This is a genomic window from Kaistella pullorum, assembly GCF_014837035.1.
Taxonomy (GTDB): Bacteria; Bacteroidota; Bacteroidia; order Flavobacteriales; family Weeksellaceae; genus Kaistella; species Kaistella rhinocerotis.
The window spans coordinates 487,134-508,011 of record NZ_JACSPS010000001.1; the positions used below are offsets into that span (position 1 = coordinate 487,134).

Sequence of the window (20,878 nt, forward strand, 5' to 3'; positions counted from 1 at the left end):
ATCAGGCAAAAAAAATCAGGTTCCGTAAACGAAACCTGACCGATATATGATATGTTGCTCAGTGATCGCTTTTCCCGGGAGTAAAGTGGGAAGCGATGACATCAACTAGTGATGACCGTGACTATCGTGGCTGTGCAAAAACGGGCCGCGACCTTTCGGATTGCTGTAAACAAGTTCTACACCTTCCTGCTCTGTAAGAATCTTGCGGCGTACATCCTCAGGATCAAACGGTTTTGTTTTGCCGAAATATTCCATAAGACCGGACGTCAGCCAAATAGGGATTACGTATCCGAAGAACATAAATATACACCAGAATCCTACGAGGAACATGATGATGAAATAAACCGTCCAAAGGAACTGATAAAACGGGAAGAATGAGGATAAGATCAACATTGCAAATGATTTTAGGCAAAAGTAGGACAAATTTTGTTTCGGGCAAAGAATTTTCACGGAATATTCGGCTGGGGTGGTAAACTCCTGAGACTTTTCCACCATGAAATCTAAGTGAAACGGACCGCTGATTTTAGTGAATAATCGTAACTTTGAGTCGTACTATTAAATACCAAAAAATGAACTACAGAACAGAACATGACACGATGGGCGAGGTACAGGTTCCTGCCGAAAAATTCTGGGCCGCACAGACGGAGCGTTCCCGCAATAATTTCAAGATTGGTCCGGAAGGATCAATGCCGCAGGAAATCATCGAGGCTTTTGCTTACCTGAAAAAAGCCGCGGCTTATACCAATGCAGAATTGGGAGTTTTGCCAACGGAAAAACGTGATATGATCGCAAAGGTTTGTGACGAGATACTTGCCGGTGAACTGAATGACCAGTTTCCGCTCGTGATCTGGCAAACCGGTTCGGGCACACAGAGCAACATGAATGTGAATGAAGTGATCTCGAACAAAGCGCACGTAAATAACGGTGGGAAACTGGGCGACAAATCGATCATCCATCCAAACGATGACGTAAACAAGTCTCAAAGTTCAAATGATACCTTCCCAACCGCCATGCATATTGCCGCCTACAAAAAAGTGGTGGAACATACGCTGCCGGCTGTGGAAAAACTGCGCGATACGCTGCAGCAGAAAACGGAAGAATTTAAAGATATCGTAAAAATTGGCCGCACACACCTGATGGATGCTACGCCGCTTACCCTTGGCCAGGAGTTTTCGGGCTATGTCGCACAGCTTGATTATGCAGTGAAAGCCATTACCAACACTTTAGACCATCTTCAGGAAATTGCGCTCGGTGGAACTGCTGTTGGAACCGGCCTGAACACCCCGAAAGGTTATGACGTACTGGTAGCAAAATATATTTCTGAATTTACGGGTCTTCCCTTTGAAACGGCACCCAATAAATTTGAAGCGCTGGCCGCACACGATGCCATTGTAGAAAGTCACGGTGCTTTGAAGCAGTTAGCTGTAGCGCTCTATAAAATTGCACAGGACATCCGAATGTTAGCATCCGGACCGCGCAGCGGAATTGGAGAAATACACATTCCGGAGAATGAACCGGGCTCCTCTATCATGCCTGGAAAGGTGAATCCAACACAGAATGAAGCCATTACAATGGTTTGCGCACAGGTTTTGGGTAATGATACCACCATTTCATTCTCAGGAACGCAGGGGAACTATGAGCTGAACGTTTTCAAGCCGGTGATGGCGTACAACTTCCTCCAATCTGCGCAGCTTCTGGGCGATGCGTGCATTTCGTTTAACGATCACTGTGCAGTAGGTATTGAAGCCAACAAGCCACGGATTAAGGAGCTTGTAGATAAATCTTTAATGCTTGTTACTGCGCTGAACACACACATCGGGTATGAGAATGCTGCCAAAATAGCAAAGACAGCCCACAAAAACGGCACGACGCTGAAAGAAGAAGCTGTAAACCTAGGACTCGTAACTGCTGAGCAGTTTGATGAATGGGTGAGAGCGGAGGATATGGTCTAGTATCTAATTTAAAATACAAAAGCGCAATCTTAATTTTGGATTGCGCTTTTCTTTATTTTTTAATGGTTTAAATTTACTTCATCAACTCCCTCGCCTGAGAAATAGCCGCCTCGGTAATCTTTGCGCCAGACAGCAACTGCGCGATTTCATTGAGTTTTTCCGAAGAATCGAGCGGGATAATAGTTGACTGCGTTTTTCCAGCGATATCGCGTTTTACAACTTTATAATTATTATCGCCTTTTGCGGCCACCTGCGCGAGGTGTGTGATGACGATGAGTTGTCGGTTGTCCGACATTTCCCTCATCACATTGCCCATTTCTTCAGCCACTTTTCCGGAAACTCCGGTGTCGATTTCGTCTAGGATCAATGTGGGAAGTTCGGTATTTTCAGCCATCAGTTTTTTTATTGAAAGCATTACGCGTGACCGTTCACCACCCGAAATCGCTGATTGTATAGGTTTTAAGGCAAAACCGGAATTGGCCTGAAACAAAAGTTTGATCTCTTCCTTACCAAAATTATTAAAATCTTCCGCCGACTGAAGATCAACCTCAAGTTTTGCTTTTTCAAGACCCAGCTGTTTCAGCAATGTCTCAACTTTGGAAACAAAAATCGGCACCGATTTTTTTCGGTTTGCCGCCAATTCTGCAGCTAATTTTTCAAGTTCAGCCTGCGCAGTTTCCTTTCTTTTCTGAAGGTCTGCAATTGTATTTTCGAGTTGGGAAAAATTGTGCTGTTCACTCTCAAGCTCGTCACGAATTGCGCGAAGTTCTTCAACGGTATTTACCGAATGTTTCACCAGAAGTGAGTTGACGGAATTCAAGGTTGTAGTAAGCTCAAAAAGAAGCTCCGGACTCGTATCCATTTTTTCGGCTTCGTCCTGCAATTCGAACACGATGTCTTTAAAATCAAGAAAATTTTCCTGAAAACGCTGGTTAAGCAGCGTAAACTCGTGTGAAAGCTCCGCTACTTTCGATAGTTTGGCTTTCACATCATTCAGCGAATCTAAAATTCCTACTTCCTCAGCATCCATCTTCGCGAAAATCTGAGACAGGTTCTCGGTGATTGTTTCGGCATTTTCCTGCTTTTTCACTTTACTCTGCAGCTCTTCCAGATCAATCTGGTCGAGATTTGCATCATTTAATTCGTTTAGCAGAAAAGTCTTATAATCATTTTCCTTATTTCCGTCTGCAAGCTGCTGTTTTGCAAGGTTCAGATCACGATTCAGTTTTTTGAAATCGGAAAAATGCTTCTGGTATTTCGAAATAAGATTTTTGTTGCCCGAAAGTCCGTCAATGATACGAAACTGATATTCTTCACTAAACAGGTTTGAAGTTTCAAACTGAGAGTGGATATCAATAAGATTTCCGGACAGACTACGAAGGATATCCAGCGTGACCGGAACATCATTTACAAACGCCCGCGATTTGCCGTTGGGCAGCACTTCTCTCCTGATGATCGTGTGTACGTCGAAATCGAGGTCATTTTCTTCAAAAAAAGCCCTGAAATTTTCACCCACTTTAAATTCGGCTTCTACTACACTTTTAGATTCGGAATTCTGAAGTGATTTCAAATCTGCGCGTTCACCCAAAATCAAACGCAAAGCACCCAAAATAATAGATTTCCCTGCCCCGGTTTCACCCGTAATTACCTGTAAACCTTTGTTTAAAGTAATCTCAAGAGAATCGATGAGCGCGAAATTTTGAATAAAAATTCTGGAAAGCATGTATTGAAAATCGTTTTAGCGAAATGGTTACGTTAAAAGTGAACGCAAATTTAGGGAAATTTAAAAGGAATCGGCCTTTCGGAAGCTCCCGCGGCTATTTCCACTTATTCCATTTACTGTCGATTTCGCGCGGAGCCAGGATGACAAAAAGCGCTTTCAGGTCCGCCATGTTCACGTTCGCGTTGTTCCCGTTACTGAAAATGTCGAAAATCTCCTGCTTTTTAGTATCGATAAAGATGTTTACCGGATAGTTCATCTGGAAACTGTTCTCATAATTCTTGAGCTGTAACAGCGCATCAGCAACGATTTTTTTACCCGAACTCTGATCCGTTTTGCCCATATTATCGAGGCCGGCGCGGTGATAAGTGTAGAAAATATTGCGCAGCGTGTTTTGTTCAGGTTTCAGGATGTTATCGATCAATGCTCCGCGGGTACGCGTTCCGTCCATCACAGACCAGCCTCCAAAATTCTGGTTTTGCGAATTATTGCTGATTTTCTGGGCTTTTTCAAACCAAGACTGTCCGCCACGAACCTGGAAACTGTCTGCATCATAACCCAGGATCGTGTAGACGTAAAAACTCACCACATCGATAAGATTTTTGCCTGAAAACTGTCTTTCATTGAAAACAAGGTTTTCATTTTCAGTATAATCAAAACCAAAATTGGTGTCGTTGATGTTCAGCAAAGGCGTCTCATACGTGGTATTGAACACTGGCCGAACAGCCTGTACCACGATACTTCCTTTGAAACTGCTGCTTCCGCTGCGCTCTGTAATCACCACCGCAAAATTGCATTTGATTTTCTCGAAATTCTGAAGTTTCTTGCCCGTCCAACTTGTATTGTTGATGAAATCGCGAAGGTTTTTTTCTAATGTCTTATAAACCTGTGTGTTGCTGCCTCCAAGTTGCTGCGCGTTCACCTGCACATTGGCCAGTAGTTCCTGCGCTGTTGAAAGCTGAAATACGAAAAGGGCGATGAATATGGTAAATAATTTCTTCATAAGTAAAGTCTAAAACGTGATATTAGTCTGATTATTTGAAAGACGCGTTTCGATGGCATCCAGAATATCTTTAGCCACTTCGTTTTTAGTTCTTATCGGAAAATCTGTTTCCTCTGTCTTGGTAATGATTTTTATCCGGTTGGTATCGCCTCCGAAGCCTGCGCCTTCCTCACGCAGGGAATTCAGCACGATCATGTCGAGATTTTTCTTCGTGAGTTTCTGTCTTGCATTGGCCTCCTCATTCTGAGTTTCAAGCGCAAAGCCGACGATGAACTGATGGCTTTTCTGTTCACCCAAAGTCTTCAAAATATCCGGATTTTTTACGAGCTCAATGGTCAACGAATCATCATTTTTCTTGATTTTCTCACTAGCAACATCCTTTGGAGCGTAATCAGCCACAGCTGCGCTGGCGATAAAGATATTTGCTTCGTCAAAATACTTGGAGGTAACCTCCAACATTTCGCGTGCGGAAGTAATTCTTTCGATCTTAATATTTTCGTGCACAGGATGCAAGTTTGTAGGACCTGAAACCAGGATCACGTTTGCGCCCCGTTCTGCCGCTGCCTCAGCAAGAGCAAAGCCCATTTTTCCGGAAGAATGGTTGCCGATGAAGCGCACTGGATCGATCGCTTCATAGGTTGGTCCAGCCGTAATCAATACTGTTTTACCTGCTAAACTGCTTGATTCTGTGAAAAAACTTTCGATATGACGGAAGATGGTCTGCGGTTCCGCCATGCGGCCCTGCCCGTGAAGACCACTCGCAAGTTCGCCGGTTTCTGCGGGGATGATGATATGCCCAAAATCTTCAGCGAGTTCCAGATTCTGCCGCGTTGAGGGATGCTGATACATATCCAGATCCATCGCCGGAGCTATGAAAACAGGACATTTTGCCGACATATACGTTGCCAGCACCAAGTTGTCACAAAGTCCGTGTACCATCTTGCCTAAAGTGTTTGCCGTGCACGGCGCCATTAAAACCACATCTGCCCACAACGCAAATTCAACATGATTGTTCCACGTACCGTTCTCGGAATAAAAGTCCGAATAAACCGGATTTTTCGAAAGCGTGGAAAGCGTAAGTTTCGAAACAAAATTTTCGGCCGAAGGCGTCATCAATACCTGTACTTCTGCACCTTGCTTTACAAAATCCCGGATCAGGATGTTGATTTTATAAGCGGCAATTCCGCCGGAAACACAGATGAGAATTTTTTTTCCCTTGATGGCCATATTTTGATTTATTCGCTGAACGAATTTAGTTAAAATTTAAGAAACCTTACGCCAGAGTTGGCCTAAAAAAAACCACAGATAGCGCATTGATCTGTGGTTTGTCTTTTACCGGAAAAAATACTTTTAGCTATTTTTCTCGTCTGTGTGGCGGAAGTAGATTTCCTCATCCAGCCACTCACGAATCGCGATTGAAGTAGGTTTCGGAAGTTTTTCGTAGTGTTTTGAAATCTCAATCTGCTCGCGGTTTTCGAAAACCTCCTCCAGCGTTGAATTGTGCACTGCAAATTCATCCAGTTTATTGTGAAGTTCAGAGCGGATCTCAGCATTTACCTGCTCGGCTCTTTTGCCCATGATCACTATGGCTTCATAGATTGAACCCACATTTTCTTCGATTTTATCTCTATCGTACGTGATGGTACTCAGTTCGGCTTTAGAATCTTTAGCGCTCATTTTCAGTTGATTGATGTTAATTAAAGTTTGCAAATATACGGCTTATTTCCCAATATTGAAAGTGGCCGCGGGCGGCGGCGTTGCCTGAGCAGCACTGTCACGTGCAATTTGCCCTGCTTTTTTCTCAGCCTGCTGCTGGTCGCGCTCTGCGTTCAGCCTTGCTTCCTCTGCTTTTTGGCGATCCTGCAATTCTTTTTTGCGCTCTTCTACTTTCTTTTCAAGTTCGAGGAATGCTTCTTTTTCTTTTGCAAGTTTTTCACGAAGTTCCACGGCGGTCTTTGCATTTTCGCTACCGGCGTATTCTCTTTCCACCTGTTTTGTATAAGCAAGCGCGTTCTCTATCCTGTCCTTTTTCAGATCATAAACAGAATTTACGGCCAACTCATATTTAGACCTTAAGATAAAATCATGGATCTTCGGTGCGAGTTTGGTACTTGGAAAATCAAAAAGCACATTTTCAAATGCTACATTTGCAGCTTTATAGTCTGCCATTTTGTAGTATTGACGGGCGTTTTCGTACGCTTTGAACTCCAGTTTATAGGTAAGTTCGTCGATAAGCGTATTGATGTTTTTTGATTTTTCCGAATTTGGATAGTTATTCAAAAAGTTCTGAAGTTCATTGATCGCGAGTTCAGTACTTGTCTGATCAAGGTTGTAATCCATCGAACCTTCGTAAAAACAAAGGGCAGACATGTAAGCTGCGTCTTCAGCACGTGGATCCTGTGGAAACGTTACCGAAAAGTTTTTGAACTGATGCCCTGCAAGCTTGTAATTTTTGTCGTAGTAGTTGGCGTAAGCCGAGTTGTAAACCACATTTGGCGCGTCATCTGTACCCGCCACAAGGTTTGAAAGCCTTTCGTACAGCGCCAGAGCGTTGGTCCACTTTTTATTCTCGAAATTTTCGTTTGCTACTTTTAAGATATAGTCTTTGTCGGCACTTTTCATGGCCAGATCCTGCTGGCGGTTGCAGGCCGTGATCGCAATAAAAGCAACCAGAACTATCAGATATTTTCTCATAAATGAATCATGGCAGAAAGATAATTAAGGTTTCTGCACTTCAGTCTGCAAAAATAGATTTTTTTTGCTAATAGATTTTTATTTAAGACTATTTAACTTAAAAGACTTCGGACGTAAGGATTTATCATCGAAATTTCAGGCTGTTTTATAACCTAAAAGCGCAAAAACGGCCACAAGCATATTTGCAAGCATCTTGCGTTCGGCATTTTTCAGATAATCTTCCTCTTTCTCGGGCAGGTAGATTTCATAAAAGTTTTTGTTGCGGATGACGAACAGCGACGATCCCAAAATGATAGTCAGCAAATCTTCGGCTTTTGGTGCGTAAGTGAAAACACCGCTCGCAACACCTTTTTTCACCACATCATCAATGTTTGCAGTGAAAGTGGTATAAAAATCGAGAAGATCGTCTTTAAGATGCTCTGTATGGCGAAGCTCCTGCGTGACGAAACCATGAAAATAATTATATTTAAAAAGTTGGCTTACCACATGTTTCACCAGTTCCTTCATCTGAACTTCGGGTTTTGAATCTTTTATGCCTTCGGCAAATTCCGCAAAACTTTCACGTGTTTTCTGCACGCGGTAGCGATACAGATAAGACATCATTTTCTCTTTAGAACCGAAATAATAGGAAATCATGGCCACATTGATGTTGGCCTGCGACGAAATATCACGGATCGACGTACCTTCAAAGCCTTTCCGGGCGATGAGTTTCTCGGCTACATCCAGGATATGAATCTGCTTATCCGAAAATTTCTTTTTCATTTTTTTGTATTTTTAGTAAAGTTAAAAATTTTAACTTGAAAATTCAAACGAATGTTTAACAATCATGTCCGCGAATTCTGATGCTGTACTTTGATTTTCATCACCACAACTCAAACACAGATTTTGGAATCTATAATCTGAAGTTCAATGATGAACTGCCGAAAACGTATTTTTCTGCAGGAATTCATCCAGATTCCATTTCCGAAGACCTTGAGCAGAAGTTTGATTGGCTGGAAAGAATGGCGCTATTGGAAAACTGCGTGGCAATTGGCGAATGCGGCCTCGACGCACGGTATGAAAATGCAGATCTGCAGAAACACGTTTTTGAAAAACAGATCATGCTGGCCAACGAAGTTCAGAAACCTTTAATCATCCATTGTGTTAAAAGCTTTCCGGCAATAATTGAAATTTGCCGGAACGCGGCTGTACGCGTGGTGATTCACGGTTTCAATAAGCGGAAAACTATCGGTGATGAGTTGCTTGAAAAGCAGTTCATGCTCAGTTTTGGTAAATCACTGATGTATAACGTAAATTTGCAGGCCTTTTTTAAAGCAATGCCGCCAAACCGATTCTTTATCGAAACCGATTCCGCGGACATTGAAATTGAAAAACTTTATCGAAAGGCCGCCGAACTAAGAAATATAACGATTGAAGAATTAAACCTTCAAATCCCCGAAAACCTCAAATCAATAAATTTACCATTTCAAAATGGATAAAAACTGGCTGGAACGCACAGAACTTTTGGTAAAAGCGCACGGAATTGAAAAACTTAAACGTGCCAACCTGCTAGTAGTGGGACTTGGTGGCGTGGGTTCTTTTGCTGCTGAATTTTTGGCGCGCGCAGGCGTCGGAAAACTTACCATCGTTGATGGTGACACGGTAGATTTAACCAACATCAACAGACAGTTGCCCGCGCTTCACTCCACGGTCGGGCAACCGAAAGTAGAATTGGTGGCTCAGCGTCTGCGCGACATCAATCCGGAAATTGAACTCACCGAGATCAACGAATTCCTGATACCAGAAAAAATGCAGGCCGTGATCGACGGAGACCAGTTCGATTATGTGCTCGACTGTATTGACAGCGTTACGCCAAAAATTGAACTCATAAAAGCGGCTAAACGCAAACGCATTAAAATTGTGAGTTGCATGGGTGCCGGCGGCAAAATAAATCCTGCCAAAGTGATGGTGCGCGACATCAGCAAAACCTACAACTGTTTCCTCGCCCGCCAGGTGCGGAAACGCCTGAAAGCCGAAAAGATCGACAAAGGCGTGCGCTGCGTGTTTTCAAATGAAATTCAGGATGAAGATAGCCTGAAAATGACAGACGGAAGCAACTATAAACGTTCGTTCTACGGAACAATCAGCTATATTCCGGCAATTTTCGGTTTGTACGCAGCGGCAGAAGTCATTAATTATCTCATTGATAAAGAGAACGACACCGCAACCAGCTCAGACATTTAGAATCGGCTTTTAAACACTAAACTTGGATTACAAATATTCCGCACATCAAAAACTGAAGCAAAAACGCCAGATCGATTTGCTCTTCACCAAAGGAAAATGGACGTCCTGCGGAAATCTGCGCGTCATTTCGCTGGATCTGGACAGGAAGCCGCAGGAAGGTTCCGAGTTGTTGGGACCGAAAACCGGCGTGTCAGTTTCGAAAAAATTATTTAAAAAAGCGGTACACAGAAATCGTGTCAAACGCCTGCTCCGCGAAGCGTACCGGCATCACAAACCGGCGTTTGCAGCACGTTTTGGCGAGAATACACTTGCGATGATCTTCTGGATTTCCAAAGAAATGCCCGCAGATTTCTATGCAGTACAGGAAGATTTTCTAATGCTTTGTAAACCAAAAAATTAGAGTCCGGCAAATGTGATTAATTTGTACATTTGTTTTGCCTTCAACCTTTTAAACGATTAAAATATGCTCAGCGAAGCCTCATTTTTGCCTTATATCCTCAGTGCATTTATCGGTATCGGACTGGCTGCGGCTACAGGTTTCCGCATTTTCATGCCGATGTTTGCGGTAAGTTTGGCCTCGTACCTTGGCTGGATTCCGATGACGGAAAGCTTTGCGTGGCTTACGGGCCTACCGACACTTATAGCGACAGGAATCGCGATGATCGCTGAGATTTTGGCATATTATATCCCATTTATTGACCATTTGCTGGATACTTTGTCGGTTCCGCTCGCGACAGCTGCCGGTACGGTGATGTTTGCAAGTCAGTTCGCTGATATTGGATTGTTTCCGCAATGGGCATTGGCGTTGATTGCTGGTGGCGGAACAGCCGCGGCGATCAGTTCGGGTTTTGCCGGCACGCGTGCGGCATCTACGGCTACCACAGGCGGTTTAGGTAATTCCGTGGTGGCCACAACTGAGACAGCAGGTGCAGGCTTGATGTCATTTTTGGCTTTGGCAGCACCAGTAATCGCATTTGTAGTTGCAATCGGGTTGCTGATTACGGTGTTTATCTTTGGACGGAAATTGTGGCGGAAAATCAAAGGTTTAAGAACTCCGAGCCACGCAAAAATCATCGATGTAGAAGCTGTGGAGCGGCGTAATATCGAACATTAGCCGGCATTTAGCAGTATAGCAGTATTATTTCTGAAAAAACATTTTAGCAGCCACGGCCACGAGCAGCACCGCGAAAATCTTCCGAAGCATGTCCTGTGACAGCGTAATTGCCGTTTTGCTGCCAAGATAACTGCCGAGCACAAACCCCACGCACAGCAGCAATGTCGTTTTTATATCGACATTTCCGGTTTTATAATAATTTAATACGCCTAAAATTCCAACAGGAAAAATAAGGAGAGCTAATGTTGTTCCCTGCGCGCGATGTTGCGTAAAGCCGAACAACAGCACCAAAACCGGCACCATTACTATTCCGCCGCCAATGCCCACCAGACCGCTCAGATAGCCAGCTAACAGACCTAATAACATCAGGCCAACAATTATCGTAACATCCATTTTCATTAATTATTTTGGATTGTTTTAAGGCTGCCTGTTCTGGCGCAGTTCCTTGATCAGTTTAATCTGTTCCGCAAAATAAGATTTCTTTTCGGGAAACTTCTCCGTCAGTGTTTCGTAGGCTTTTATCGCTTTGGCGTAAAGTTTCTGATCCATGTAAAGTTTTGCGAGCGTTTCAGTCATCAGGTGTGAGATGTTGTCGCCGCGGTCTTTAACCACAAAATCCGATTCTTCCTTAAGCTTGGAAATCTTTGGCTCTTTTACGATAAAATTCTCGATCACCTTTTCTTTCTCCACTTCTTTTGAAACCTGCGGCACCTCCGGTGTGCGGTCAATTTTCAACCACTTCTGCCAGGTATTGATGAAAACCGGAACATTACTGGCCTCCTCTGTTTCCTGTGGTTCGACGTGGTCTTTCAGATCGCGGATCAAATCTTCAGCAGCCGTAGTTTCGAGCGAGGTAACTTCCTGGGTGAAAAATGAAATATTAAATGCAGAATCTTCAGAATTCTCCGCTGCGAAAACCGAGTTTTCAGCTTCAATATCAGCACTTTTTGCAGGTATTTCTTTCTTATCTTCAGATTGCAATAAAAGCGCGTCCGGTGTGTTTCCTGAAAAAGACATTGGCTTCCAACCATCAGTAGGTTTGCTGTCTGTTGCGGCCGAATCCTCATTATTTTCAGTACCCTGGTCTTCAATTTCCAAAGATTTTTCAGCATTGTGAGAATTTTCAAAGACTGTTGATTCAGTTGTTTCTTTTTCCTCATCCTTCACTTCAAAATCCTGCACATCGGCGAAATCTAAACCTTTATCAAGTATTGTTTCGCTTTCCGGCTCAGCGATTCGGCGACGCTTTTTCATTTTCGCTTCCACTTCCGCAATAAGTTGCTGCATCTCGAGCTCATGTTTGGAAGGTGATACTTCTGACACATGCTTCATTGCAGGAGAAACCGGCGTTGCAGAAAGCTTCACTTCGGGCAGGAAATCCTCCGTGCCGTGGAAATTTACTGATGTGCCCGCCCCTTTAACTTCCTCTTCTTGCACTTCAACCGTATCGGTTGCAGCATCCTTTATTGGATCTGTATCGATCACTTGCGCGCCTTCATTCCCCGATTCTTCGGGAATTTCGGGAAGATCCGGGGTTTGCGGAACAAGAGGAACTGTCTCAGAAACCGTCTCCGGATCACTTTGAGAAACATTAGGTTTTTCGATTTCCTTTTGGTTTTCAACAGGCTGTGTGGTGATCACGCCACTTTCTCTGCTTTGTTCGATGTCAATCGCAACCTGTTCACGCTCCAGAAAATCTTCTTCGCCTTCAAACAAAATTCGGTTCAGTTCGCCGTTTACGTGCACTTGCTTTGGTGCTTCGCGTTCTTCAGCTATGATTTCAGTATAAACTTTAGAATCCTGAACAACCGCTACTTCTGCTTCTCCAACCTGTGGCTCAGAAGCCACTTTCATTTCTGGTGTTGGAGCAGTTTTCTTATTGATAAATTGATAGATGTTCTTTTTATCGGTAGTATACGCGGCAGTTTCAGATAAAACCTCAGTGTAACTTTCCGGATTCAGCCTGTGTGTAGCATAAAGATATAACGCCCTGATACTTTGCGAATAAGGTGTTTTTTCGATTTCAGACTGAAGCAGTTTTAAATCACTGCTTACTACCAAATCCGGCGCTTTTACCAATTCTAAGATTCTTCCCTTCATATTACCAGTTAGCGACGATGTCGTTAAAAATTTTATTAATAATCCTTTCGTTTACCACCTTCACCTGTGATGCTTCTATCGCATTGATATCAAGGTCGCTGCTGAAAACCGCCTCATCCGAATAGGTACGGTCAAAGCTTTTTTCAGGTTCGATCTTATTCTCATAATGAACTTTTACGGTTATGGTGAGCTTATTCTGTGCAGCCTGAATATTGCCGCCGGGAGCGTTCACAGCAGACGATATCGTGGTGGGCGTGATTGCATAATCGGTGATTTCACCTTCTATCAGGATATCGGGATTTTCCGCGGCTCCTTTGAGTGTGGTGCGCTGCAGGAACCGGTTTTGAATATCCGTGGAAAACTGCTGTGCCAGATTCGGGTTCATCAGCGCAGCATTATTAGGAAAATCCCGTATAAGAATTGTCTGTGTTTCAGGACTCAGAGATGAGCCCGTGAAAGAGTAACAACCCTGCAAAATAACGACAGCCATTAAATATAACGGCGCCAGAATTTTTGTTTTATTTAAATCGTACCTCATCTTAATCTTCAAGATTATACTGCTTAATTTTTCGGTAGAGCGTGCGTTGCGAAATCCCAAGTTCATCCGCAGCCTTGTTTCTCCGGCCATTATACTTTTCGAGAGCTTTTACTATTAATTCACGCTCATTATTTTGAAGCGAAAGTGAAGTTTGTTTGGTTTCCTCAATCTCGATATCTTCTACCTCACCATAGTCATCACCACTCTCCGTCATCATGTTTTGATTTGGGAACTGGTTATTTGAGTTCTCGAAATACAACAGAGAATTCGTATTTGCGTTTGCAGTGTCCGGCGTGAAGACGCGGTTTATCAGGTTTTTCTCGTGATGGCTCAGATCATTATTGCCTCTGTTCTTAATGAGCTCGGAAGTAAGTGATTTCAAGTCATTAAGGTCATTTCGCATATCAAAAAGAATCTTGTACATAATCTCGCGCTCCGAACCGAAATCCTGGCTGCCACTGCCCGAATTTTTTTGAACGATAGCCGGCAAATTATTATGTTGCGGGATGTATTCTGAAAGTTTAATCGCGTTTACCGAACGGTTTTGTTCTACCACGGTCATCTGCTCTACGAGGTTTCGAAGCTGGCGCACATTTCCGGGAAACGGGTATTTTTCCAGGTAATTTACGGCATCGTCTGTCAGCATCAGTTCCGGCATGCGGTACTTTTCGGCAAAATCTATTGCGAACTTCCTGAAAAGCAGATGGATATCACCTTTTCGTTCGCGCAGTGGCGGCATATCGATCTGAACCGTATTCAATCGGTAATAAAGATCCTCCCGGAACCGGCCGTCTTCGATGGCCTTGAGCATATTCACGTTGGTTGCAGCTACAATTCTTACATCGGTCTTCTGCACCTGTGACGAACCTACTTTCATAAATTCACCGCTTTCCAAAACCCTCAAAAGCCGTACCTGCGTCTGCAAGGGCAGTTCACCCACTTCATCTAAAAAGATGGTTCCGCCGTCAGCTACTTCAAAATATCCTTTACGCGTGGAAGTTGCGCCAGTAAAAGCACCTTTTTCATGACCAAAAAGTTCAGAATCAATCGTTCCTTCCGGAATGGCACCGCAGTTGACCACGATGTATGGCTGATGCTTACGGCGGGATTCTCCGTGAATTATTTTTGGGATAAATTCTTTTCCAACACCAGATTCACCCATTACCAAAACCGAAATATCTGTCGGAGCAACCTGTATCGACTTTTCAAGCGCGCGGTTGAGTGCGGGATAGTTCCCGATGATGCCGAATCTTGCTTTTATAGATTGTAAATCTGCCATTTTTTGAAAATTTTTAATTTAAGGAAAATCAGTTTACCTCAACGGAAACGGACTGAACCGTCGTCCCCAAAAGTGTTCCCTGCGTGTTTCCGTGCACCATAACGGACACGATGTCTCCTAATTTCTGGCCTTCAAGCTTATCAAACACACAAACTGCATTTTGTGAATTGCGGCCTTTCCACTGGTTTTCGTTTTTCTTTGAAGTTCCTTCAATCAAAACTTCATGAATCCGGCCCACATATCCCTGCATCCTTTTTCGCGAAAGCTCACCCTGCAGAGCGATTACTTCAGCCAAACGGCGCTGCTTCACATCTGCAGGCACATCATCTTCCATCTTTTTGTGCGCGGGCGTTCCGGGTCTTTCAGAATAGGCGAACATATATCCGTAATCATACCCCACCTCACGCATCAGCGAAAGTGTCATCTGATGATCTTCTTCTGTCTCACCACAAAAACCGATGATCATATCCTGCGAAAACGCGATTTCTGGAACGATTTTTTTTGCCTGCGCAATCAGGTCTAAATATTCGTCGCGCGTGTGCTGACGGTTCATTTTCTCCAGCATCCTGTCGCTGCCGCTCTGTACGGGCAGGTGAACGTATTTACAGATGTTCTTATGTTTGGCCATGACCTCGAAAACATCCGTCGTCATGTCATGCGGATTCGAGGTCGAGAAGCGGATACGCATTTCAGGAACCGCAGTAGCGACCATATCAAGCAGTTGCGAAAACTTCACTGCCGTCAGTTTCTGAATTTCAGAGGCGTTTTTAAAATCTTTTTTTGCACCGCCGCCGTACCACAGGTATGAATCTACGTTTTGACCCAGCAGCGTAATTTCTTTGTAGCCATTTTCCCACAAATCCACACATTCTTTGATGATCGAATGCGGATCGCGGCTTCTTTCGCGGCCGCGCGTAAACGGAACCACGCAGAACGTACACATATTGTCGCAGCCACGTGTTATGGTAACGAACGCGGTAACACCGCTGCCGCCCAAGCGCACCGGATTGATATCCGCATACGTTTCTTCTTTTGAAAGAATTACATTTATCGCATCGCGGCCACCATCGGTTTCCTTCAAAAGATTAGGCAGATCCCTATAGGCGTCGGGACCCACAACGAGGTCAACCAGCTGTTCCTCCTCTAAAAATTTAGTTTTGAGGCGTTCTGCCATACAACCGAGGACACCCACGGTAAGATTTGGTTTTTCCTTTTTTAAATTTTTAAACTGAGACAGACGCATGCGTACAGTCTGCTCCGCCTTTTCGCGGATAGAGCATGTGTTCAGCAGGATAAGGTCTGCTTCTTCCTGTTTTAAAGTGGTATTGTAACCCTGCTCATTCAGGATGGAGGCTACAATTTCAGAGTCTGAAAAATTCATCTGGCAGCCGTAGCTTTCGAGAAAGAGTTTTTTGGAGTTCTGAGGTTTTTCCGCAATTGCAAAGGCTTCGCCCTGCTTGGTTTCGTCAATATATTTTTCCTGCACGATATTAAAATTCAAAAAAATATTAAAAGTAAAAATACGCTGCCTTTAATTTAAAAATACAAAGGCACGTTAAGATTGCAAAGATAAGTAATTTCGTGACAGAATGTCAGTGTATCGGCATGGGAAACGAAACCATTAAATAAAAATACACGACCTTAATACTCTATTTCCGTACGTGCAGACAAAACATAACTATAACGGTAATCTACGGGCATACCGTTTACTGTAGCGGGTTTCCAGCGTTTATTGGTTCTTTTGAAAGCATAATAAATCATCCGGTCGAATTCTTCAAGACCTGTTTTCTTGGTTAATACGATGTCTTCGAGTTTTCCTTCTTTGGTAATAATGAAGTTCGCTTCTACAGTGAAACGGTCATTCCACGAGAAACGTTGCAAATCCAGATTTGCTTTCAGCTGTTTCGAAAAATGAGAAAGATGTTTTTCGCCACGGTTGTCGTAAACAGGGTAAGTAATGGAAGGCTGATAAGCATCAGCCGCATTCTGAAAAAGAAGTTTCGGGAAAATGGTAAACGTTGCGATCGCAGGTTGTTTCACGCCATTGATAACCGCGGGATTCCACGCATCCTGGTATTTTGCCACTTCCCGCGCAAGATATGCTGCACATTTGTTGGCGGAAAGATACTTTTCGTGCCGGTCTTTCACAAAACTAATGGTCGCGTCGGGATTCACCAATACGGTAAACTGATAAAACTCCGCTTCGTTTGCGCACGGCTTTATATTCTGTTCCTTAATTATTTCACGAAAATCTTTATAATACGCTTCATAACCTCCAACATAAGGTGTCTGACCATCCGGGAAATCGCTTACGGCCTGCGAAAAGCTGAAAAGTGGAAGCAGAAAAAAGAGAAATTTTACATTCATCGGATGATATCTTTTGAGGATAAAGAAAGAGGCATGCTGAAGTTGTAATCTATAATGATTCCATGAAGCGTCGCAGGCGTCCATTTTTTCTTAATTGATTTCACTGCAGAAATGATGATATCATCATATTCCTTAAGTCCTGACGAATTTTTAAGCGTTACATTCTCAATAGACCCTTCTTTATTAATTTTAAATTGAACGACTACGGTGACTTTGCCTTTTCCTTTAAGATAAAAATTACTTACGTCAGTACGATGATTAACAAGCTCCCGAAAAGCATCAATACCGCCCGGGAACTCAGGCTGCACTATCTGATTGTAAGGAGAATAACCATCCTTGTAATTCTCAAAAAAAGCATCCGGATAAATAAGGTACTGAGCTACGGCTACCGTTGGCTTCCCATCTATCTTTGCCGCTACAAAGCCTGGCATTGACTTTATTACTTCTCTTGTGAGGGCCACTGCACACTGACTTTCGGGCGCACGCGCGTTATTCCCATCATAAACTATCGCGGTATCATCCTTATCTATGATGATGGGCGCATGGAAATATTCTTTTTTATTTTCACACGGAGACAGTTTTTTCTCAAGAATAATCTTCTGAAAGTCGCTGTAGAAGGCTTCTCTGCCTCCCATATAACTGTGCTGATCAGGCGGAAAGCTTTTTAGTGTTTGGGCAGATACCAAGCTGTTAATGAACAGAAGAATGCATAAATTTTTCACCATTTAATTTTTTTTTAAATATATATAAAAGAACCCTGCAATTGCTTGCAGGGCTAACTTACTAAATATCTGAGGCTTCAGTTCTGAAATTCAGCTTTTGCCTTAATTTGGAGTCGGTTGCCACGCCTCCGCATTTAGCGGGTGTCCACTTCGGGTTCATTCGCCGCAAGGCAAGTTCGAGGTCGCGGTAAAGCAAATTGCTGTTCGGAACTTCCGGCTTCAGCTGAAAACTCTGCAGATTACCGGCTTTGTTTACGAAAAGGATCAGTTCAAAAGTTCCGTTCACCGAATACAGGCTCGTGTCCAGATAGCTTTGGAGGTTACTAAACAGTGTCTGTTTAAAAGCATTTTCGCCACCCGGAAACTGCGCATAAACCGCATTCTCGCATTTCAGACGGTAAAACTCCATCGGGTTATTCAGATCGTAATAGATGGAAAGTTTTGCAAGTTCACTCGTATTATCGGAGATATCTGTCTCTTCCACCAGATATTGGGCATTCAAAAAACTGCAGCAGAACACAAACAGTACTAATAGCTTTTTCATAGGGTGAATTTTGAATAAAGTTACAGATTCCTGACTACTTTCGTCGCTACTGAATGAAGTTTTTACAAAACCTCAATCTGATTTTTGAGCAGATCTTCGAACTCGTCTCTTTTCCTGATGAGATGCGCAGTTCCATCGAGGAACAAAACCTCAGCAGGCTTAAGCCGTGAATTAAAATTTGAACTCATCTCAAAACCGTACGCACCGGCATTCCGGAAGACCAAGATGTCGCCTTCGCGCGTTTCGTTCAGTTTGCGGTCCCACGCGAAAGTATCGGTTTCACAAATGTTACCTACTACTGTATAGATGCGCTGTGCACCTTTCGGGTTCGAAAGATTGTCGATTTTATGATAAGAATCATAAAACATCGGACGGATCAGGTGATTGAAACCTGAATTAATACCCGCAAAAACCGTGGCTGTGGTTTGCTTGATGACATTTGTCTTTACCAGCAGATTTCCGCTCTGGCTTACGAGATATTTCCCCGGTTCAAACCAAAGTTCAAATTTTTTCCCTGATGTCTTTGAGAATTCAGCGAGCGCTTTTTCCACTTTTTTACCTAAAGTTTTCACATCAGTCTCCATGTCACCCTCCTGGTATGGCACTTTGAAGCCGCTTCCCATGTCCAGGTATTTTAGATTTGGGAAATGTTCGGCCAGTTCGAACATGATTTCAAGTCCCTGTAGAAAGACATCCGGATCTTTTATTTCGCTTCCGGTGTGCATGTGAAGGCCTTCTACATTGAGATTGGTGGTTTTCATCACACGCTCGATATGGCGGAGCTGATGAATTGAAATCCCGAATTTGGAATCGATATGTCCTGTGGAAATCTTATAATTTCCGCCCGCGAAAATATGTGGATTAATTCTGACAAAAATGGGATATGAGCCACCATATTTATTACCGAACTGCTCCAGAATAGAGATATTATCGATATTGATGTGCACATTAAGCGCCATCGCTTCTTCTATTTCCGTCAGATCAACACAATTGGGCGTAAAAAGAATTTTATTAGCTTCAAAACCTGCGCGAAGGCCGAGTTTCACTTCGTTGATAGAAACACAATCCAGATTTGCGCCCAGATTTTTAATGTATTTTAAGATATTAATGTTTGAAAGTGCCTTGCAGGCATAGAAAAACCGAGTAGTCTTGTGGAAACTTGAGGTCAGTTTTTCGTACTGAATTCTGATGGATTCAGCGTCATAGACATACGTCGGGGTGCCGAACTGTTCGGCTATTTTTAATAAATCTTTATCGGTCATTTTATGGTTGTTAAAATATTAGTGAAGCAGCAAAATGTGAAGTCGATTACCATTTTACCGTCAACCTCTTAAAAATAAGAAGATGCAAAGTTATATTATTTTCAAAAAACTTATTTGGGAAGTGGATAAACTGTAAAGTCGCCGCGCAGAAGCGAAAGTTTCAGTTCGTTTTTCACATCATCAGAAAATCTGGTGAACGGAATTTTGATGGCGTCGATCTTTTTTCGTGTATTGATCTGCGTATGAAATTCGTAGAAACCAAAAGCGTTCAGTTGGCCATTTTCTATTATCAGAAAAGATTTTTCCCCCAATGTTCTGCCTTCGGAAGACCAAAGTTCACTGCGGTCGCGCATGGTAAGAAGGTCTTTTAGCTTTTCCACATCCTGAAGTTCGGGCCGTGACTGAAGAAAATTCACCGCTTTCAGGCCTTCTGTAAATGACCTGAACCTCAACAGTGGTTCTTCCGTTTTGATATTGACGGTCTTTTCCACAAAATACTTTTCGCCGCGGTGAAAGAGACCATATTGCAGGTTTTCTTTTTTGCGTAGACCTTTGGTAGAAATCATCAGTTTTGCCAGAAGATTGCTGCCGGTAAGCTCATACTGGATCTGCTCTGTTTCTTCCTGAATCTGTTTCCAGCGTTTAAGCTTGGAACTGAAAAGATGTTTTGCAAATTTGCTGAGGTCATCTACGAAATCGTAATAGATAATCTTGCCATCCTTGTTCTGAAGGTAAATGATCCCACGCGCCGCGGGCAAATCCTGTGTAAGATTCCGCACTTTGTTCAGGTACGTCTTGCCGTTACTCTCTTCGTGATGCTGTTGAATTATTTCTGAATCTTTATCCTTGATCAGCAGAAGCTTGAACAGTTCTAAAGTTGCGCGCGCGTCCCCGGCGGCACGATGCTGATCAACAAGCGGAATGCCCAGTGACTTCACGAGTTTCCCGAGTGAATAACTCTCCGCTTCCGGAATGAGTTTTTTGGCTAATGGAATGGTGTCTAACGTATTAATCTTAAATTCGTAACCTAATCTTTTAAACTCCTGGCGAAGCATGCGGTAATCGAATTCAATATTATGACCCACCAGAATGGTGTTCCGCGTAATCTCAATGATTCGTCGGGCAATTTCCGGGAATTTAGGTGCGGTTCGCACCATTTTAGGCGAAATATTGGTGAGTTTCTGCACGTACGGCGTGATTTCACTTTCTGGGTTCACCAAAGAAATGAACTGGTCAACAATCTCGTGACCATCATACCTGAACACAGCAATTTCAATAATACTTTCCTGCCTGAAACCCGCTCCGTTACTTTCTATATCAATTACTGCGTACATTTTTTATTCTTCTCAAATCAATCGGG

At 43.2% G+C, this 20,878-nt stretch carries 22 protein-coding genes; 5 read left to right on the forward strand and 17 right to left on the reverse strand.

The window, feature by feature from the left end; all coding sequences use genetic code 11:
- Positions 1-105 precede the first annotated feature (105 nt).
- On the reverse strand, positions 106-393 hold the full coding sequence (locus tag H9628_RS02315) for a hypothetical protein (RefSeq protein ID WP_251832500.1): 288 nt from the start codon (positions 391-393) through the stop codon (positions 106-108).
- A 176-nt stretch (positions 394-569) separates the two neighbouring features.
- Here H9628_RS02315 and fumC point away from each other — a divergent pair, with 176 nt between their 5' ends.
- A complete protein-coding gene (fumC, locus tag H9628_RS02320) occupies positions 570-1,952 on the forward strand; it encodes a class II fumarate hydratase (protein ID WP_251832501.1) in 1,383 nt (460 codons plus the stop codon).
- 73 nt (positions 1,953-2,025) lie between these two features.
- On the opposite strand, the gene H9628_RS02325 is transcribed toward fumC, so the two are convergent.
- From H9628_RS02325 to H9628_RS02350, 6 genes are all read right to left on the reverse strand, one after another.
- A complete protein-coding gene (locus tag H9628_RS02325) occupies positions 2,026-3,675 on the reverse strand; it encodes a DNA repair protein RecN (protein ID WP_251832502.1) in 1,650 nt (549 codons plus the stop codon).
- 94 nt (positions 3,676-3,769) lie between these two features.
- Positions 3,770-4,675 carry a type IX secretion system protein PorD gene (gene porD, locus H9628_RS02330; protein ID WP_251832503.1) on the reverse strand — a complete coding sequence of 302 codons (906 nt, stop codon included), beginning with the start codon at positions 4,673-4,675 and terminating at the stop codon, positions 3,770-3,772.
- A 9-nt stretch (positions 4,676-4,684) separates the two neighbouring features.
- Positions 4,685-5,902: a bifunctional phosphopantothenoylcysteine decarboxylase/phosphopantothenate--cysteine ligase CoaBC gene (gene coaBC / locus H9628_RS02335; RefSeq protein WP_251832504.1), complete on the reverse strand. Its 1,218-nt coding sequence runs from the start codon at positions 5,900-5,902 to the stop codon at positions 4,685-4,687.
- Between the two features lie 123 nt (positions 5,903-6,025).
- Positions 6,026-6,352 carry a DNA-directed RNA polymerase subunit omega gene (locus tag H9628_RS02340; RefSeq protein WP_251832505.1) on the reverse strand — a complete coding sequence of 109 codons (327 nt, stop codon included), beginning with the start codon at positions 6,350-6,352 and terminating at the stop codon, positions 6,026-6,028.
- A gap of 42 nt (positions 6,353-6,394) precedes the next feature.
- Positions 6,395-7,369: an outer membrane protein assembly factor BamD gene (locus H9628_RS02345; RefSeq protein WP_251832506.1), complete on the reverse strand. Its 975-nt coding sequence runs from the start codon at positions 7,367-7,369 to the stop codon at positions 6,395-6,397.
- 135 nt (positions 7,370-7,504) lie between these two features.
- Positions 7,505-8,131, reverse strand: a complete 627-nt coding sequence (locus tag H9628_RS02350; RefSeq protein ID WP_251832507.1) for a TetR/AcrR family transcriptional regulator — start codon at positions 8,129-8,131, stop codon at positions 7,505-7,507.
- A gap of 80 nt (positions 8,132-8,211) precedes the next feature.
- Here H9628_RS02350 and H9628_RS02355 point away from each other — a divergent pair, with 80 nt between their 5' ends.
- The 4 genes from H9628_RS02355 to H9628_RS02370 all read left to right on the forward strand — a co-directional run bounded on the left by H9628_RS02355 (position 8,212) and on the right by H9628_RS02370 (position 10,706).
- Positions 8,212-8,847, forward strand: a complete 636-nt coding sequence (locus H9628_RS02355) for a TatD family hydrolase (protein WP_251832508.1) — start codon at positions 8,212-8,214, stop codon at positions 8,845-8,847.
- Positions 8,840-9,592: a tRNA threonylcarbamoyladenosine dehydratase gene (locus H9628_RS02360; protein ID WP_251832509.1), complete on the forward strand. Its 753-nt coding sequence runs from the start codon at positions 8,840-8,842 to the stop codon at positions 9,590-9,592. Before H9628_RS02355 ends, H9628_RS02360 begins: the two co-directional genes overlap by 8 nt.
- 22 nt (positions 9,593-9,614) lie before the next feature.
- Positions 9,615-9,992: a ribonuclease P protein component gene (gene rnpA, locus H9628_RS02365; protein ID WP_251832510.1), complete on the forward strand. Its 378-nt coding sequence runs from the start codon at positions 9,615-9,617 to the stop codon at positions 9,990-9,992.
- Between the two features lie 63 nt (positions 9,993-10,055).
- Entirely contained in the window at positions 10,056-10,706 is a 651-nt protein-coding gene (locus H9628_RS02370) for a DUF4126 domain-containing protein (RefSeq protein WP_251832511.1), read from the forward strand.
- Positions 10,707-10,730: 24 nt separating this feature from the next.
- On the opposite strand, the gene H9628_RS02375 is transcribed toward H9628_RS02370, so the two are convergent.
- From H9628_RS02375 to H9628_RS02420, 10 genes are all read right to left on the reverse strand, one after another.
- Positions 10,731-11,099, reverse strand: a complete 369-nt coding sequence (locus tag H9628_RS02375; protein ID WP_251832512.1) for a sulfite exporter TauE/SafE family protein — start codon at positions 11,097-11,099, stop codon at positions 10,731-10,733.
- A gap of 24 nt (positions 11,100-11,123) precedes the next feature.
- The gene (locus H9628_RS02380; RefSeq protein ID WP_251832513.1) at positions 11,124-12,806 is read right to left on the reverse strand and encodes a hypothetical protein; all 1,683 of its coding nucleotides are present in this window, start codon (positions 12,804-12,806) and stop codon (positions 11,124-11,126) included.
- A gap of 1 nt (position 12,807) precedes the next feature.
- Positions 12,808-13,344 (reverse strand): LPS assembly lipoprotein LptE, encoded by a 537-nt coding sequence (lptE, locus tag H9628_RS02385; protein ID WP_251832514.1) that lies wholly within the window; start codon positions 13,342-13,344, stop codon positions 12,808-12,810.
- Between the two features lies 1 nt (position 13,345).
- The gene (locus tag H9628_RS02390) at positions 13,346-14,623 is read right to left on the reverse strand and encodes a sigma-54 interaction domain-containing protein (RefSeq protein WP_251832515.1); all 1,278 of its coding nucleotides are present in this window, start codon (positions 14,621-14,623) and stop codon (positions 13,346-13,348) included.
- Positions 14,624-14,651: 28 nt separating this feature from the next.
- A complete protein-coding gene (gene miaB, locus H9628_RS02395) occupies positions 14,652-16,109 on the reverse strand; it encodes a tRNA (N6-isopentenyl adenosine(37)-C2)-methylthiotransferase MiaB (RefSeq protein WP_251832912.1) in 1,458 nt (485 codons plus the stop codon).
- Positions 16,110-16,264: 155 nt separating this feature from the next.
- Positions 16,265-16,990: an energy transducer TonB gene (locus tag H9628_RS02400; RefSeq protein ID WP_251832516.1), complete on the reverse strand. Its 726-nt coding sequence runs from the start codon at positions 16,988-16,990 to the stop codon at positions 16,265-16,267.
- Complete coding sequence (locus H9628_RS02405) at positions 16,987-17,715, reverse strand: energy transducer TonB (RefSeq protein ID WP_251832517.1); 729 nt, start codon at positions 17,713-17,715, stop codon at positions 16,987-16,989. Before H9628_RS02405 ends, H9628_RS02400 begins: the two co-directional genes overlap by 4 nt.
- Positions 17,716-17,773: 58 nt before the next feature.
- Positions 17,774-18,256 carry a hypothetical protein gene (locus H9628_RS02410; protein WP_251832518.1) on the reverse strand — a complete coding sequence of 161 codons (483 nt, stop codon included), beginning with the start codon at positions 18,254-18,256 and terminating at the stop codon, positions 17,774-17,776.
- Between the two features lie 62 nt (positions 18,257-18,318).
- On the reverse strand, positions 18,319-19,518 hold the full coding sequence (gene lysA / locus H9628_RS02415) for a diaminopimelate decarboxylase (RefSeq protein WP_251832519.1): 1,200 nt from the start codon (positions 19,516-19,518) through the stop codon (positions 18,319-18,321).
- A gap of 110 nt (positions 19,519-19,628) precedes the next feature.
- Complete coding sequence (locus H9628_RS02420; RefSeq protein ID WP_251832520.1) at positions 19,629-20,852, reverse strand: 3'-5' exonuclease; 1,224 nt, start codon at positions 20,850-20,852, stop codon at positions 19,629-19,631.
- Positions 20,853-20,878: the final 26 nt, after the last annotated feature.

Coding starts and splice junctions, on each gene's coding strand:
- H9628_RS02375 (WP_251832512.1), bottom strand. CDS start 11,099: ATGGATGTTACGATAATTGTTGGCCTGATGTTATTAGGTCTGTTAGCT.
- H9628_RS02345 (WP_251832506.1), bottom strand. CDS start 7,369: ATGAGAAAATATCTGATAGTTCTGGTTGCTTTTATTGCGATCACGGCC.
- H9628_RS02350 (WP_251832507.1), bottom strand. CDS start 8,131: ATGAAAAAGAAATTTTCGGATAAGCAGATTCATATCCTGGATGTAGCC.
- H9628_RS02370 (WP_251832511.1), top strand. CDS start 10,056: ATGCTCAGCGAAGCCTCATTTTTGCCTTATATCCTCAGTGCATTTATC.
- fumC (WP_251832501.1), top strand. CDS start 570: ATGAACTACAGAACAGAACATGACACGATGGGCGAGGTACAGGTTCCT.
- H9628_RS02380 (WP_251832513.1), bottom strand. CDS start 12,806: ATGAAGGGAAGAATCTTAGAATTGGTAAAAGCGCCGGATTTGGTAGTA.
- coaBC (WP_251832504.1), bottom strand. CDS start 5,902: ATGGCCATCAAGGGAAAAAAAATTCTCATCTGTGTTTCCGGCGGAATT.
- H9628_RS02405 (WP_251832517.1), bottom strand. CDS start 17,715: ATGGTGAAAAATTTATGCATTCTTCTGTTCATTAACAGCTTGGTATCT.
- H9628_RS02390 (WP_251832515.1), bottom strand. CDS start 14,623: ATGGCAGATTTACAATCTATAAAAGCAAGATTCGGCATCATCGGGAAC.
- lysA (WP_251832519.1), bottom strand. CDS start 19,518: ATGACCGATAAAGATTTATTAAAAATAGCCGAACAGTTCGGCACCCCG.
- H9628_RS02315 (WP_251832500.1), bottom strand. CDS start 393: ATGTTGATCTTATCCTCATTCTTCCCGTTTTATCAGTTCCTTTGGACG.
- H9628_RS02340 (WP_251832505.1), bottom strand. CDS start 6,352: ATGAGCGCTAAAGATTCTAAAGCCGAACTGAGTACCATCACGTACGAT.
- lptE (WP_251832514.1), bottom strand. CDS start 13,344: ATGAGGTACGATTTAAATAAAACAAAAATTCTGGCGCCGTTATATTTA.
- H9628_RS02420 (WP_251832520.1), bottom strand. CDS start 20,852: ATGTACGCAGTAATTGATATAGAAAGTAACGGAGCGGGTTTCAGGCAG.
- H9628_RS02355 (WP_251832508.1), top strand. CDS start 8,212: ATGCTGTACTTTGATTTTCATCACCACAACTCAAACACAGATTTTGGA.
- H9628_RS02360 (WP_251832509.1), top strand. CDS start 8,840: ATGGATAAAAACTGGCTGGAACGCACAGAACTTTTGGTAAAAGCGCAC.
- H9628_RS02325 (WP_251832502.1), bottom strand. CDS start 3,675: ATGCTTTCCAGAATTTTTATTCAAAATTTCGCGCTCATCGATTCTCTT.
- porD (WP_251832503.1), bottom strand. CDS start 4,675: ATGAAGAAATTATTTACCATATTCATCGCCCTTTTCGTATTTCAGCTT.
- H9628_RS02400 (WP_251832516.1), bottom strand. CDS start 16,990: ATGAATGTAAAATTTCTCTTTTTTCTGCTTCCACTTTTCAGCTTTTCG.
- H9628_RS02410 (WP_251832518.1), bottom strand. CDS start 18,256: ATGAAAAAGCTATTAGTACTGTTTGTGTTCTGCTGCAGTTTTTTGAAT.